Source organism: Actinomadura sp. NTSP31 (genome assembly GCF_041951385.1).
GTDB classification, from domain to species: Bacteria; Actinomycetota; Actinomycetes; order Streptosporangiales; family Streptosporangiaceae; genus Spirillospora; species Spirillospora napierensis.
The window spans coordinates 1-14,371 of the sequence record NZ_JBGNUT010000053.1 but is presented as its reverse complement, the minus strand read 5'-3'; the positions used below and the strand labels follow the sequence as shown (position 1 = coordinate 14,371).

General features: G+C 74.4%; 15 protein-coding genes. 6 read left to right on the top strand and 9 right to left on the bottom strand.

Features of this window, described 5'->3' with window-relative positions:
- Positions 1 to 6: 6 nt before the first annotated feature.
- Entirely contained in the window at positions 7 to 966 is a 960-nt protein-coding gene (locus tag ACA514_RS46605; protein WP_375047962.1) for a PfkB family carbohydrate kinase, read from the top strand.
- On the opposite strand, the gene ACA514_RS46600 is transcribed toward ACA514_RS46605, so the two are convergent.
- Complete coding sequence (locus ACA514_RS46600; RefSeq protein WP_375047961.1) at positions 942 to 1,703, bottom strand: HIT family protein; 762 nt, start codon at positions 1,701 to 1,703, stop codon at positions 942 to 944. The genes ACA514_RS46605 and ACA514_RS46600 overlap by 25 nt on opposite strands.
- A gap of 126 nt (positions 1,704 to 1,829) precedes the next feature.
- Here ACA514_RS46600 and ACA514_RS46595 point away from each other — a divergent pair, with 126 nt between their 5' ends.
- Positions 1,830 to 3,215, top strand: a complete 1,386-nt coding sequence (locus ACA514_RS46595; RefSeq protein ID WP_375047960.1) for a prenyltransferase/squalene oxidase repeat-containing protein — start codon at positions 1,830 to 1,832, stop codon at positions 3,213 to 3,215.
- 11 nt (positions 3,216 to 3,226) lie between these two features.
- Here ACA514_RS46595 and ACA514_RS46590 read toward each other — a convergent pair whose 3' ends face one another.
- From ACA514_RS46590 to ACA514_RS46555, 8 genes are all read right to left on the bottom strand, one after another.
- Positions 3,227 to 4,060, bottom strand: a complete 834-nt coding sequence (locus ACA514_RS46590; protein ID WP_375047981.1) for a shikimate dehydrogenase — start codon at positions 4,058 to 4,060, stop codon at positions 3,227 to 3,229.
- Between the two features lie 48 nt (positions 4,061 to 4,108).
- The gene (gene mltG, locus ACA514_RS46585) at positions 4,109 to 5,278 is read right to left on the bottom strand and encodes an endolytic transglycosylase MltG (protein ID WP_375047959.1); all 1,170 of its coding nucleotides are present in this window, start codon (positions 5,276 to 5,278) and stop codon (positions 4,109 to 4,111) included.
- Positions 5,275 to 5,733, bottom strand: a complete 459-nt coding sequence (gene ruvX / locus ACA514_RS46580) for a Holliday junction resolvase RuvX (RefSeq protein ID WP_375047958.1) — start codon at positions 5,731 to 5,733, stop codon at positions 5,275 to 5,277. Before ruvX ends, mltG begins: the two co-directional genes overlap by 4 nt.
- A 96-nt stretch (positions 5,734 to 5,829) precedes the next feature.
- Complete coding sequence (alaS, locus tag ACA514_RS46575) at positions 5,830 to 8,499, bottom strand: alanine--tRNA ligase (protein WP_375047957.1); 2,670 nt, start codon at positions 8,497 to 8,499, stop codon at positions 5,830 to 5,832.
- A gap of 2 nt (positions 8,500 to 8,501) precedes the next feature.
- A complete protein-coding gene (locus ACA514_RS46570) occupies positions 8,502 to 8,822 on the bottom strand; it encodes a hypothetical protein (protein ID WP_375047956.1) in 321 nt (106 codons plus the stop codon).
- Positions 8,819 to 9,238, bottom strand: a complete 420-nt coding sequence (locus ACA514_RS46565) for a DUF948 domain-containing protein (RefSeq protein ID WP_375047955.1) — start codon at positions 9,236 to 9,238, stop codon at positions 8,819 to 8,821. Before ACA514_RS46565 ends, ACA514_RS46570 begins: the two co-directional genes overlap by 4 nt.
- 228 nt (positions 9,239 to 9,466) lie before the next feature.
- Complete coding sequence (locus tag ACA514_RS46560) at positions 9,467 to 10,726, bottom strand: replication-associated recombination protein A (protein WP_375047980.1); 1,260 nt, start codon at positions 10,724 to 10,726, stop codon at positions 9,467 to 9,469.
- A gap of 146 nt (positions 10,727 to 10,872) precedes the next feature.
- Positions 10,873 to 11,667 carry a phosphatase PAP2 family protein gene (locus ACA514_RS46555; RefSeq protein WP_375047954.1) on the bottom strand — a complete coding sequence of 265 codons (795 nt, stop codon included), beginning with the start codon at positions 11,665 to 11,667 and terminating at the stop codon, positions 10,873 to 10,875.
- Between the two features lie 142 nt (positions 11,668 to 11,809).
- On the opposite strand from ACA514_RS46555, the gene ACA514_RS46550 reads away from it, so the two are divergent.
- The 4 genes from ACA514_RS46550 to ACA514_RS46535 all read left to right on the top strand — a co-directional run bounded on the left by ACA514_RS46550 (position 11,810) and on the right by ACA514_RS46535 (position 14,307).
- On the top strand, positions 11,810 to 12,271 hold the full coding sequence (locus ACA514_RS46550) for a hypothetical protein (protein WP_375047953.1): 462 nt from the start codon (positions 11,810 to 11,812) through the stop codon (positions 12,269 to 12,271).
- 103 nt (positions 12,272 to 12,374) lie between these two features.
- Positions 12,375 to 12,983 carry a DUF3105 domain-containing protein gene (locus tag ACA514_RS46545; protein ID WP_375047952.1) on the top strand — a complete coding sequence of 203 codons (609 nt, stop codon included), beginning with the start codon at positions 12,375 to 12,377 and terminating at the stop codon, positions 12,981 to 12,983.
- Positions 12,980 to 13,630, top strand: a complete 651-nt coding sequence (locus tag ACA514_RS46540) for a DUF305 domain-containing protein (RefSeq protein ID WP_375047951.1) — start codon at positions 12,980 to 12,982, stop codon at positions 13,628 to 13,630. The genes ACA514_RS46545 and ACA514_RS46540 overlap by 4 nt, the downstream gene beginning before the upstream one ends.
- A gap of 110 nt (positions 13,631 to 13,740) precedes the next feature.
- Positions 13,741 to 14,307, top strand: a complete 567-nt coding sequence (locus ACA514_RS46535) for a TIGR03086 family metal-binding protein (protein WP_375047950.1) — start codon at positions 13,741 to 13,743, stop codon at positions 14,305 to 14,307.
- Positions 14,308 to 14,371 lie beyond the last annotated feature (64 nt).

The window sequence follows — 14,371 nt, the reverse complement described above, 5'->3', positions numbered from 1 at the left end:
GGCCGGATGGGCGCGGGCACGGGCGGCGCCGGAACCGTCCCCTCCCCCGTGCGGTGGCCCGGTCTGGACGGGACCGGCCGGCGCCGCTTCTCCCTCGTCGTCATCGGTGACGTGCGCATCGAGGTGCGGGCCGCGCTGGACGACGTCCGGTTCGGCGAGCTGACCGCCGACCGGCTCTGCTACGCGCCGGCCCGGGTCCTGGTCGCGGGGACGGCGGTGAACCTGGCCCGGTGCGCGGTCGCCCATTTCCGCCGGGTGAGCGTGCTGGCGAAGGTGGGCGACGACGACTTCACCGCGGTGATCCGGCGGGAGCTGCGCAGGATCGGCGCCCGGGACCGGCTGCGGGTCGAGCCGGGCGCGGCGAACGGGGTGACGCTGATGGTGCGCGACCGGCCGTCCGGCGAGGGGCCGGGCGTCCGCCTGCTGGTGGCCGAGCAGGACGCGCCGGGCCGGCGGCTCACCGAGTCCGAGGTCCGCTCCGCCGCGGCCGGGATCCGCCGGGCGGACGCGCTGTTCCTGGACGGGTACTCGCTGCTGTCGCCGGTGTCGCGGGCGGCACTGCACGCGGCGGCGCGGACGGCCCGCGCGGCCGGGACGCTGGTGGCCTTCGACCTGGTCCCACACGACGTCGACGCGCGGCTTCCGGCGGCGGAGGTGCTGCCGCTGCTGTCGGCCGCGGACGTGGTGATCTCCGAGGCGCCGACGCTGGCGCGGCTGCTCGGGCGGCCGGTGCCGGCGGGGCCGGGCGAGGTGCGGGCGCTCTCGCCCGTGCTGGACCGGGCGGTCGCCGGGCGTCCGCTGTGGCTGCTGCGGTTCGGCGCCACCCGGTTGGAGCGGGTGCTGGCCTACCGGCGTGATCACCTGCTGATGGAGTACCCGACCGGATACCGCGACGGCGCCGAGCGGACGGGGTTCGGTGACCGGCTGGCGGCGTGCGAGCTCTACTGGTGGCTGTCGTCGCGGTGATCGTGCTCCGGCGGGCGGTCGAGGGCGGCCGCCGCGCGGCGCATCGCGCGTACGGTGCGCAGGAACCGCCGGCGGCTGTCGGGGAGGCCGAACGTCTCCTGCCAGCGCCAGGCCATGGCTGGCACCGCGTTCCCTGCGGTCTCGCCGTGCAGGGCGACGGTGACGGCCCAGCGCAGGAACTGGCCGCGCACCCCGTCGCCGGGATGGACGGTGGCCGTCCCCTGCTCCTCGATGAGGAGGTAGGAGTGGCCGGTGCGGAAGCGCGCCCGGAGGGCCGCGTATCCGGCGGGCGTCCCCGGCAGGCCCCGCCCCTCCACCACGGCGCGGATCCCGTGGACGCCGGGGAGGAGGTGCCAGTGCGCGTGGTCGATGCACGCGCCGCCGCCTTGCGACAGCGCGGGCCCGTGCTCGAACAGCAGCAACTCGCCGGTGCCGTAGGCCTGCCGGTAGAGGCGGGCGACGTGGTCGCGCCACTGCAGCGCGCGGTCCCACAGCGGTTCGCCGAAGTCGCCCGCGCACTGGCGGTGCCGCCGCGTGACGAGGAGCAGGTGACCGTCGGCGAGGGGCGCGACGTCGGGCATCAGCAGGAAGTCGCGGTCCCTGGCGATGACGGACGCCTCCCCCGGCAGGTCGGCCATGGCGTTGATCCGGTAGCGGAGGGGCGGGCACAGCACGCACTCACGGCCGGGCTCCACCGATGGCTCGGCCAACGCCTCCTCCAGCACCACGGGACGCACGGGCGGTCGCCTTCCAGCGTGCCCGGCGGCGGGCGCCGGTGATCTGTGCGGCGGCCGATACAGACATAAAACCCATGGGGTACAAAGCATGGCTAAACGGGCACATAGGGGACAGAAGGCAACATCGTGAACCAGACCCCTCCGCTCCCCGCACAGGCGCCCCGCGCCGCCGCTTCCGCCACCGCGTCCTCCCGCGCCCGCGCCGTCGCCGCACCGGTCATCGACATGGCCGTCCTGGAGGCCCGGCTGAACGAGTCCCTCGACGTCCTGCGCGACACCTACGCGCCCGCGCCCGGCACCGGCGGCGGCTGGTACCACGAGCTGGCCCGCCCCGAACCCGGCACGACCGCGACGGCGCTCGGGCTGCTGGCCTTCGTGGAGGCGGGCCGTCCGTTCGAGCATTTCGACGAGGGCCTGGCGTTCCTGGCCGAGCGGCAGGCCGCCTCCGCCGACGCGCTGCGCGACGGCGGCTGGGCGACCCGCACCAGCCTCGGCATGCCGGTGGTGGAGGCGACCGGCTGGATCGCCCGGTTCCTCGCCCGCGCCCGCTGCGACCTGCGCGAGGACGCCCCGGACCTGCGGCGGGCCTACCGGTGGCTGCTGCGCAACCAGAATCCCGACGGCGGCTGGGGCTCGCTGTACGGGGCCGCGTCCCGGGTGTGGCAGACCTGCCTGGCGCTGCGCGCGCTCGCCCAGCTCAACCCCTACGACCCGGCGGTGGACCGGGGCGTGGAGTGGCTGACCGCCGACCGGACCGCGCACCGGCCCGCCTGGGGCCCGGTGCCCGCGGCCGCGCCGACCGTCACGCACACCGCGTTCGTCCTGGTCACGCTGGCGGAGGCACGCCCCCGGCTGCGGACCGAGCGGCTGCTGGACGCCTACGACTGGCTGCTCGCGCACCTCGACCCCGACGACGAGCACACCTGGATCGAGACCTACGAGGTGTCGCCGCACGGCCTCGGGTCGCGGCCGGTGTGGCGGCTGGCCCTGTGGCACTACGGGCTGCCGATCGCGCTGACGGCCCTGCTGCACGACCCGCGCGGCCCGCACGGCCCGACGATCGCCCGCGCCTTCCGGACGCTGGCGCGCGGCGAGGTCGCCGATCCGCGCCGCAACGGCCTGCCGGGCGGCGCCCGCACGTCCTTGTGGACGCTGTGGTGGCGGCTGGAGACGCTGATCGCGCTCACCCGCGTCCCGCTCGCCGGGACCGCCGACGTTCTGCACTGGTACCCGGACGCGACCGTCGTGCAGCGCGCCCACGCGCGGGAGCTGCCGGTGGCGGCGCTGCTGCCGCACCGCCGGATCGTCGACCCGGTGGCGCTGGTGCGGCGGCACTGGTCGGCGCTCGTGCTCGGCTTCGTCTGCGTGACCAGCGCGTTCGGCGTCACGCTCGGCGCGTGGGGGTGGCGCGACTTCTGGCTGAGCGTGATCGTGCCGATCGTGCTGGCCAGCGTGGACGAGTCGCTGAAACGGCGGCGGACGCCGCGCGGCCCGCCCCCGGCGGCGCCCTAGCCCGCGGCGTCTCAGCCGGCGGAGGCGGCGGCGCGGCGGGCCAGCTCGCCCTCGCCCGCCGCGCGCATCGCCGCGACCGGCACGTCGTCGCGGCCGGTCATCAGCTCCACCTGCCGGGCGGCCTGGTGCAGCAGCATCTCGAAACCGCCGACGACCGTGCCGCCGGCGCGCTCGACCGCCGCGGCCAGCGCGGTCGGCCACGGCGCGTAGACCACGTCGAACAGCGCCGCGCCGGACGCGGCGACCGGACCGGCGAACGCGTCGGCGGCGCGTCCCGGCAGCGTCGACACCACCAGCCCGGCGGGCAGGTGGTCGGCGACGCGGTCGAGCGTGGCGACCCGCACCGCGAGCCCGCAGCGCTCGCCCGCGCCGGCCGCCTCCGCGGCGCGGTCGGGGCTGCGCACCGCGAGGACCGCCTCCTTCACGCCCAGTTCGGCGAGCGCGGCCAGTGCCGACGCGGCGGTGGCGCCGCCGCCCAGCACCAGGACGGTCCCCGGCGAGCCGAGGCCCGCCTCGGTGAGCGCGGCCACGATGCCGTGCACGTCGGTGTTGTCGGCGTGCCGGCGCCCGTCCCGCAGGACGAGGGTGTTGGCGCCGCCGACGTGCTCGGCCAGGTCCGACACCGAGTCGGCGAGCTTCAGCGCGACCCGCTTGAGCGGCATGGTCAGCGACAGGCCCGCCCATTCGGGGCCGAGGCCGTCCAGCAGCGGGGCCAGGCCGTCCTCGCCGCACTCGACGGCGTCGTAGCGCCACCCGTCCAGCCCCATCGCCGCGTAGGCCGCCCGGTGCAGCACCGGCGACAGCGAATGCGCGATCGGCGATCCCAGCACGGCGGCCCGCCGCACGTCACCCACCTGCCCGCTCCCCACCTGCTCGTTCCCGTCCGCCACGCGTCAGCCGTTCGGGTGCTTCTTCTGCCACTCGCGGAACTCCTGCTCCAGCTTCTGGCGGTCCGCGTCGGTGGTGGCGAACTTCGTGACCTTGTGCGTCGGGTCCGTGGCCACGAAGTACAGCCAGTCCCCGGACGCGGGCGACAGCGCGGCCTCGATCGCGTCCGGGCCGGGGTTGCTGATCGGCCCCGGCGGCAGGCCCTTGTGCTTGTAGGTGTTGTACGGCGAATCGACCTCGAGGTCCTTGTTCCGCACGTCCAGCGTCCGCTTGTTCAGCGCGTACAGCACGGTGGTGTCGAACTGGAGCGCCATGCCCGTCTTCACCCGGTTGTAGATCACGCGCGAGATCTTGGGCAGGTCGCTGGGCTTGCCGCCCTCGGCCTGCACCAGGCTGGCCAGGGTCAGCACCTTCAGCGGGCTCAGGCCCGCCTCCTTCGCCTTGCCCTCCAGGTCGGAGCCGCTCGCCTCCTTGTTGAACGCGTCGACCATCTGCTTGACGATGTTCCGCGCCGACCCGTTCGGGTCGAGGTCGTAGCGGCCCGGGTACAGGAAGCCCTCCAGCCTCCCGCCCGCGTACGACGGCAGCCCCAGTCCCTGCGTGCTCTTCGCGACCGCCTGGAAGTCCCGGACGGGGATGCCGGTCTTCTTCGACAGCAGCTGGAAGATCTCGAGCGCGCGGCGGCCCTCGGGAATCGTGATCTGGTTGCCGGCCCGCGACTTCGGGTCCAGCAGCAGCGCCATCGCCGCCTTCGACGACATCTCGCGGCGCATCTGGTAGAAGCCCGGCTGGATGCTGGAGGCGCGGGTCTCGCCGTTGTAGACCTTCACGAAGGCCCGCGTGCTCTTCACCACGTGGTGCTCCTGCAGCGTCGCGCCGATCACCGCGCCGCTCGCGCCGTCCTTCACCTGGACCGTGACATTGCCGGAACCGGAGCCGGAGTAGTCCGGCGGGTGCAGCCGGTTGTCCAGGATCGCGGCGCCGAACACGCCGCCGGTGCCGAACACCGCGACGATGAACGCCAGCGCGAACAGGAACGCCGCGCGGCCGCTGCGGCGGCGGCGCTTCTGCCGCTTGCGGGCGCGCCGCTGGTCCCGCCGGCTCGGCGGTTCCTGCGGCTGCCCCTCGCCGTACGGATCACCGTACGGATCGGAGAAGAGGTCCAAATCGCTCATGAGCTCCCCCGGACGATCTCGCCTGGGGGGCGCCCGGTCAACCGTTCCCCGTCCAGGGCCGCCTGAAGCAGGACCGCGGCCGCGGCCTGGTCGACGACCTTCCGGCGCGCCTGGCCCCGGACCCCGCCGGCCCGCAGCCCGCTCTCGGCCGTGACGGTCGTGAGCCGCTCGTCGTACAGCCGGACCGCCTCCGGGGGGAGGCGGTCCGCCAGCCTGGCGGCGAACCTGCGCGCCGACTGCGCCGCCGGGCCCTCCCGGCCCGACAGCGACGTCGGCAGCCCGACGACGACCTCGATCGCCTCGTGCTCGGCGACGAGCCCGACGATCCGGTCGATCTCACCCTTCCCCGCCTTCACGGTCTCCAGGGGCGAGGCGAGGATCCCGCCGGGATCGCACCGGGCGACCCCCACACGGACGCTCCCCACGTCCACCCCGAGCCGCACGCCCTGCCTCATCGCCTCGCTCCGCTCGACGGTCCGGGGCGCCCGGCGTCCGCCGCCGCGCCGCGCACGGGCCTCATCGCGCGCCGCCCCCTAACCCGCCGGCGGGGCTCACGCGGCCCCTACGGCTCGTTCGACCGCGGCGAGCGCGTCGTCGATCGCGGCGGGGTTCGCACCGCCGCCCTGCGCGAGGTCGTCCTTCCCGCCGCCTCCGCCGCCGAGGGTCTTGGCGGCCAGGCCGACGAGCGCGCCGGCCTTCAGGCCGCGCTCGCGCGCGCCCTGGGTGACGGCGACGACCACGACGGGACGGTCCTTCGGCACGCCCGCGACCATCACGACGGCGGGCCGGGCCTGCAGCCGGCCCCGCACGTCCACGGCGAGCTTGCGCAGGTCGTCGGCGCCGGTGCCGTCGGGGGCGCGGTGCCCCACGAACGCGGTGCCGTGCACGTCCTTCGCGCCGTCGGCGAGGGACCCGGCGACGGCGAGGATCTGCTGCGAGCGCAGCTTCTCCAGTTCCTTCTCCGCCTCGCGGAGGCGGCCGACGATGCCGGAGACGCGCTCGGGCAGCTCCTCCTTGCGCGCCTTCATCTGCTCGGCGAGCTGCGCGACGAGCACGCTCTCGCGGGCCAGGAACCGGAACGCGTCGATGCCGACGAGCGCCTCGACGCGGCGCACGCCCGCGCCGATGGACGACTCGCCCAGCACCTTCACCAGGCCGAGCTGCCCGGACCGGGCGACGTGCGTGCCGCCGCACAGCTCGCGGGAGTAGTCGCCGACCTCGACGACGCGGACCTCGTCGCCGTACTTCTCGCCGAACAGCGCGAGCGCGCCCATGGCGCGGGCCTGGTCGATGGAGGTGTGGAACGCCCGCACGTCCAGGTCGCCGATCAGGACCTCGTTGACCTCGTCCTCGACGTCGCGCAGCACGCTCGGCGGGACGGCGCCGGAGGCGGTGAAGTCGAACCGGAACCGGCCGGGCGAGTTCTCCGAGCCGGCCTGCGCGGCGGACTCGCCGAGCGCCCGCCGGAACCCGGCGTGCACCAGGTGGGTCGCGGTGTGCGAGCGGGAGATCGCGGCGCGCCGGGTCAGGTCGATCTCGGCGTGCGCGGAGTCGCCCGCCTGCGCCTCGCCGCTGCGGACCCGGCCGCGGTGCACGATCAGCCCGGCCAGCGGCGCCTGCACGTCGTGCACGTCGATGACCGCGCCGTTGCCGAGCCGGATGACGCCCTGGTCGGCGAGCTGGCCGCCGCCCTCGGCGTAGAACGGGGTGCGGTCCAGGACGACCTCGACCTCGGTGCCCTCGCCGGCCGCGGGCGCGTTGGCGCCGTTGACCAGCAGCCCGACGAGCCGGGCGTCGGCGGTGACGTCGTGGTAGCCGGTGAAGTCGACCCGGCCGCCGGCGCCGGTGAGCAGCTCGTCGAGGACCGACACGTCGAGGTTGCCGGTCTTCTTGTCGCGGGCGTCCTGCTTGGCGCGGTCCCGCTGCTCCTTCATCAGCCGGCGGAAGCCGTCCTCGTCGACCTGCAGGCCGGCCTCGGAGGCCATCTCCAGGGTCAGGTCGATCGGGAAGCCGTAGGTGTCGTGCAGCTTGAACGCCTGCGCGCCGGCCAGGGTCCGCCCGCCCGAGCGCCGGGTCTCCTCCACCGCGGTGTCGAAGATCGCGGTGCCGGTGCGCAGCGTCTGGAGGAAGGACTCCTCCTCGGCGTCGATGACCGTGTGGATGTTGGCGGCGGTGCGGACCAGCTCGGGGTACTGCTCGCCCATCGCGGCGATCGCGACGCCGGTCAGCTCGTGCATCAGCCCGGCGTCCTGGCCGCCGAGCAGCCGCAGGTTCCGGATGGAGCGGCGCAGGATGCGGCGCAGCACGTAGCCGCGGCCCTCGTTGCCGGGGCGGATGCCGTCGGCGACCATCATCGTCCCGCTGCGGACGTGGTCGGCGATGACGCGCAGCGACACGTCGGCGCGGTGGTCGCGCCCGTAGGCCGAGCCGGTCAGGTTCGCGGCGCGGTCGAGGACGCGCCACAGGGTGTCGGTCTCGTAGATGTTGTCGACGCCCTGCAGGATCGCCGCCATGCGCTCCAGGCCCATGCCGGTGTCGATGTTCTTGGCGGGCAGGTCGCCGAGGATCGGGAAGTCGGTCTTGCTGTCGCCGGGGCCCCGCTCGAACTGCATGAAGACGAGGTTCCACACCTCGAGGTAGCGGTCCTCGTCGGCGACCGGGCCGCCCTCGCGCCCGTACTCGGGTCCGCGGTCGTAGTAGATCTCCGAGCAGGGGCCGCAGGGGCCGGGGACGCCCATCGACCAGAAGTTGTCCTCCATGCCGCGCTTCTGGATGCGGTCGAGGGGGACGCCGACCTTGTTGTGCCACAGGTCGCGGGCCTCGTCGTCGCCCTGGAAGACGGTCACCCAGAGCCTGTCCTCGGGGAAGCCGAAGCCGCCGTCCGCGCGGGAGCGGGTCAGCAGCTCCCAGGCGAACGGGATCGCCTGCTCCTTGAAGTAGTCGCCGATCGAGAAGTTGCCCAGCATCTGGAAGAACGTGGCGTGCCGGGTGGTCCTGCCGACCTCTTCGATGTCGGGCGTCCGGACGCACTTCTGCGCGCTGGTCATCCGCTGCGACGGCGGGGTGCGCTGGCCGAGGAAGTACGGCTTGAACGGCACCATCCCGGCGTTCACCAGCAGCAGGGTCGGGTCCTCGGCGACCAGGCTGGCGGAGGGCACCACCGTGTGCCCGCGCTCCTCGAAGAACTTCAGGAAGCGGCGCGCCACCTCTGCCGACTCCATGATCAGTGGCCATCCTTCTCGTCGTCGATGATCGTGTAACGCGCCCGCAGCACCCGGCGGGGCCGCGGCCCCGGGGCCTCGGGCGGAGCCTGGTCCATCCGGACGGCCTCGCGCAGCTCCTCCTCGCGGGCCTGCATCCCGGTACGCACGTCCGCCGCGAAAAGCCTCAACCGCTCGCCGGCGGACTGCCCGGTCGTCACCGCCCGCGCCGCGACCCCCTCCGGGGACCAGCTGCGCGCGAACCGCTCGACCCGGCGCTTGACGCGGTGCGTGGCGTAGACGCCCGCGCCCGCGCCGACCGACAGCCAGAACAGCCTCTTCACTTGCGCCCCTTCCCGGCGGAGCGGGCCTGAAGCTGCGGACGCCCGGACTCGGCGGACCGGCCGTCGCCGTCGCGGCCGCTCAGCGCCTTGCGCACCCCGTAGGAGAAGGCGGCGGCCTTCACCAGCGGCCCGCCGACCACCGAGGTCATCACGGTGGTGACGGCCGAGACGTTCTGCGTGACGCCGGCGACCTGCTTGGTGATGACGTCGGTGCGGCCGAGCTGCTCGTTGGCCCGCTTCACCGTGGTCGTCATGTCGTCCAGCAGCGGGGCCGCCTGGTCGCCGAGGTCGCGCACGAGCTTGCTCGCCTCGCCGAGCAACCGGGCGAGGCGCAGCAGCGTCAGCGCGACGAACGCGACGAGCACAGCCCAGAACACGGCCACGATGAGACCTGCTAGCTGTCCACCAGTGAGCATGAGGGCTTCCGTTCGCTGTGGTTCCGGCCCTGGCCGGGCATTGGCCTGACAGACCTTACCGGCACGCGCGCGGGGCGCGGGCGCCGGTCAGGGCCCGGGCGGCGGCGGGCGCCGGCCGGGCGGCCGGCGCGCCGGGACCGCGCCCGGGGCCGTTCCCGGCAGAGTAGCGGGCCCGCGCCGCCGATGCCCGGAGCACGGCACCGGAAGATCGATCCTCATCGGCCGGGCTCACCGGTCGGCGGCGCCGCGCAGCACCGAGCGGATCCGGGCGAGGACCTCGGTGAAGCGGGACTCGGCGCCGTGCCGGGTCGGCCGGTAGTACTCGCGGCCGTCGACCGCGTCGGGCGCGTACTGCTGCCGGACGACCCCGCCGGGATGGTCGTGGGCGTACTTGTAGCCCTGCCCGTGGCCGATCTTCGCGGCGCCCTTGTAGTGCGCGTCCCGCAGATGCCCGGGGACGGGCCCGGCCAGGCCCTTGCGGACGTCGCCGAGCGCCCCGTCCACCGCCATGATCACCGCGTTGGACTTGGGCGCCAGCGACAGGTGGATCACCGCCTGCGCGAGGTTGATGCGGGCCTCGGGCAGCCCGACGAACTCCACCGCCTGCGCCGCCGCGACCGCCGTCTGCAGCGCGGTCGGGTCGGCCATGCCGACGTCCTCGCTGGCGTGGACGATCAGGCGCCGCGCGATGAACCGCGGGTCCTCGCCGGCCTCGATCATGCGGGCGAGGTAGTGCAGCGCCGCGTCGACGTCGCTGCCGCGGATGCTCTTGATGAACGCGCTGATGACGTCGTAGTGCTGGTCGCCCTCGCGGTCGTAGCGGACGGCGGCCCGGTCGACGGCCTTCTCCAGCACGTCGGCGTCGATCACCGCGCCGTCGTCCACGACGAGGGAGGCGGCCTCCAGGTAGGTGAGGGCGCGGCGGGCGTCGCCGCCCGCCAGCCGGACGAGGTGGTCCTCGGCGGCGGGGTCGAGGCCGACCGCGCCGTCCAGGCCGCGCTCGTCGGCGAGGGCGCGGCGGATCACCTCGCGCAGCTCGTCCTCGCCGAGCGGTTCGAGGGTGAGCAGCAGCGACCGCGACAGCAGCGGGCTGATCACGGAGAAGAACGGGTTCTCGGTGGTGGCGCCGATGAACGACACCCAGCGGTTCTCCACCGCCGGGAGCAGCGCGTCCTGCTGGGCCTTGTTGAAGCGGTGCACCTCGTCGACGAACAGCACGGTCTGCCGCCCGGCCATGCCGAGCTCGCGGCGGGCCAGGTCGATCTCGGCGCGGACCCGCTTGACGCCGTCGCTGACCGCGGAGATCTCCACGAACCGGCGGGAGGTGACGTGGCTGACGACGGTGGCGAGGGTGGTCTTGCCGGTGCCGGGCGGGCCCCACAGCACCAGCGACATCGGGACGTCGCGGTCGACGAGCTGCCGGATCGGGGTGCCGGGGCCGAGCAGGTGCCCCTGGCCGACGACCTCGTCCAGCGCGCGGGGGCGCATCCGCACCGCGAGCGGCTGCCGGTCCGCCTCCGCCGCCGTCACGGGCGCCGCGGAGGGGCCGCCGTCACGGCCTCGCGGCGGGCTCGCGGTGTCGGCCGCCGGGTCGTCGAAAAGCCCCTCCGGCTGGTCCGGTTCCGCCCTACTGGTCACGCTCCGACACTATCTCGCCGCAGCGACATTCCCGTCTGCTCGGGTTCGCGGTCCGACAGCGCCGCGATCCTGGACGTCGCCCAGAGCGTGACGACGACGATGGTGCAGCCGACGATCCCGTCCGTCCAGTAGTGGTTCGCGGTGACGACCACGATGAGGAACGTCAGCACGGGATGCGCGGCGAAGATGTACCGCCAGCGGCCCCGGCCGTAGTGGACGGCGCCCCAGGCGACCAGCAGCGCCCACCCGACGTGCAGCGACGGCATGGCGGCGAACTGGTTGGCCATGCCCTCCCCCGGCTTGGAGCTGTAGGAGCTGGGGCCGTACACGTTCATCAGGTCGATGAAGCCGTGCCCGGGCAGCATGCGGGGCGGCGCCAGCGGGAAGGCGAAGTGGAGCGCCAGCGCCGCCGCCGCCGTGACCGCGATCACGACCCGGACGCGCGGCCAGCCCTCCCGGTGCCGGAACCACATCCACCCCATGAACAGCACGATCGCCGGGAAGTGCACCCGGACGTAGTACTCGTTCGCGGCGCGCACCCAGCCGTCCCAGCCGAGCGACCACTTCTGGAACGCCGACTCGTCCGGCAGATGCAGCGTGCGCTCCAGGTCCCACAGCCACCGGGCGTGCGCGAACGCATCGGCCGGACGGCCGTCGGCGAAATGGCGGCCCAGCTCGTAGGCCCCGATCACCACGCCCATCAGCAGGACCTGCAGCACGGCCGCCACCACTGGGCGGCGGCCGGTCGTCTCGCGTCGCAGAATCGCCTCCGTACCCCCTGAACGCCGCATGGGGTTCATCATCCAGCCGCCCGGCGCGGCTCGCCTGATACGACAGGAGGGTATCGGTCTCCGCCTAGAGTCCGAGACCGGCGGGGAACCCGTCGTCCCGCCGCGTCGTTGTCACCGGCCGAGAGCAGGCACAATCAGGAGCGTGACGATGTCCGGTACGGCCCACCGCCGGCGCCATGGGCAGGCGGGCCTGCTCGTGGCGCTGCTCGTCGTGGCCGGGCTCGTCTTCAGCTACGGCCTGGGGCACGCCCCGCCCGACCGGGTCTGCATCGAGAACGGGATGAGCGTGCCCGCCGGGGTCGCCGCCGCGATGCACCACGGCGCCCCTGCCCATTCCGCCCCTGCCCCGTCGGCCCATGGGGTCCCTGACCATCACGGCTCCCCGGAGACGTCCCTCAGCGCGCCGCTGAGGCTCCCTCCGCTGGCCCCCATGGACGCATGCCTCTGCCTGGCCGTGCTGTTCGCGCTCATGCTGCTGGGCCTCACCGTGGGGCGCCGCGCGGTGCTGCGCATGCCCGCCCGCTCGGGCCGGACGCCCGCACCGCCGTCCCGTGGCGTCCTCTCCCCCGTTTCCCTGGCCTCCCTTCAAGTCCTCCGGCTGTGACGGACCGGCCGTAAGGCCAACGGCACCGCCGCGCGCATATCCGCGCCGGCCGGCGATGCCGTCACGTCCGTACACCCGTTGAGACCCCTGAGAGGACCGCTCTATGTCCAAGAGCGCCCGGAACAAGCAAGCCCGCAAGAAGAACGCCCTGACGCAGCGGCAGGTGCCGTGGGGCAGCATCGCCTTCTTCACCGTTATCGGCCTGGTCGCGGTCGTCGCCATCGGCTACGCGTTCGTGCAGTCCAGGCCGTCGTCCGCCGACGCCGCCTCGTCCATCAAGGGCGTGGTCGTGAAGGACGGCCTGAGCCGCAACCACGTCTCCGGAACGGTGAGCTACGACGGGAACCCGCCCATGGGCGGCGACCACGACCCCGTCTGGCAGAACTGCGACGGCCGCGTCTACGACCAGGCGCTGCGCAACGAGAACGCCGTCCACTCCCTGGAGCACGGCGCCGTCTGGATCACCTACCGCCCCGGCCTGCCGGCCGCCCAGCTGGACGCCCTCAAGGCCAAGGTCGAGCGGACCGACTACACGTTCCTGAGCCCGTACCCGACGCTGGACGCGCCGATCGCGCTCACCGCCTGGGGCCACCAGCTCAAGCTGCAGGACGCCGGTGACGCGCGCGTCGACCGGTTCCTGCGCTCGTTCGTCAAGGGCCCGCAGACCCCCGAGCCGGGCGCCGCCTGCGACGGCGCCAAGGACACCCCGTGACCGGCCCTCTGCCGGACGACCGCGCCCGGCCCCGCGGCCGGCGCATCACGGTCGCCATCGCCGCCCTGGTGCTGCTCGCCGCCGCGACGCTGCTCGGCACGACGGCCTGGAAGTCGGGCGAACCGGCCGCCGACGGGCCGGAGGCCGGGTTCGCCCGCGACATGAGCGCCCACCACGCGCAGGCCGTGGAGATGTCGTTCATCGTCCGTGACCGGACGTCCGACGCGGCCGTCCGGCTGCTGGCCTACGACATCATCAACACGCAGTCGGCGCAGATCGGCATGATGACGGCCTGGCTCGACCAGTGGGGCCTGCCCAAGACCGACCCGGCCGGCCCGATGCGCTGGATGTCCGGCCACGCCGGGATGGCCATGCCGGCCCCCGCGACCGGCGCCGCCATGCCCGGGATGGCGACCGACGCGCAACTGGCCGACCTGCGCAAGGCGTCCGGCAAGGACGCCGAGGTGCTGTTCCTCCGGCTGATGACCGCGCACCACCGCGGCGGCGTGGCCATGGCCCGCGCCGTCCTCGACCGGACCGGCCGCGACCAGGTGCGGCGGCTCGCGCGGACGATGGTCGCCGGGCAGCTCTCGGAGATCACGCAGATGAACGCGATGCTCCGGGAGCGCGGCGCCCCGCCGGCCTGACCGCCCGGCGGGCGGCGCGGCCGCGCCGCCCGCCGGGTCCGCGCCCGCCGTCCGGACGACCTTCGCGATAGCGCTTGACAGCGCGGTCCGATCGCGGGTCACTGACCACCATGGCTCACAACCTCAGCGGCTACCACCGGGCTCTGGACCTGTTCGAAGGTCTGCTGGCCGGCGTCCCCCAGGACGGCTGGGACGCCCCCTCCCCCTGCGCCGGCTGGACGGCCCGGGACGTCGCCGGCCACGTCATCGGCGGCCAGTACCTGGTCCGCTCGCTGGCGACCGGGGAGCCCGAGCCGGACGTCACCACCGACCCGGCGCGGTTCGCCTCCGGGGACGCGCCGTCGGCGTGGCGCACGGCCCGCAAGGAGGCCGCCGCCGCGCTGACCCCGGACGGCCTGAGCCGCCCGGTCCCGGTCGGGGCCCTCGGCCGGCTGCCGCTGGGCGACTTCCTGGAGGGCTACATCCTGGAGCCGCTGGTGCACGCCTGGGACCTGGCCCGCGCCACCGGCCAGCCGACCCGCCTGGACCCCGACCTCGTCCACCACGCCTTCGCGACCGCCCACATGATCGCCGCCGACCTGCGCGCGGCGGGCCGGCTCGCCCCCCAGCTCCCCGCCCCCCAGGGCGCCGACGAGCAGACCCGCCTCCTGGCCTTCCTGGGCAGACCGATCACCTGAACCGCGCCCGGAGGGCCCGGCTGGAAACAGATCCGGAACTCCCGGCTGACGCCCCGTACGGAAG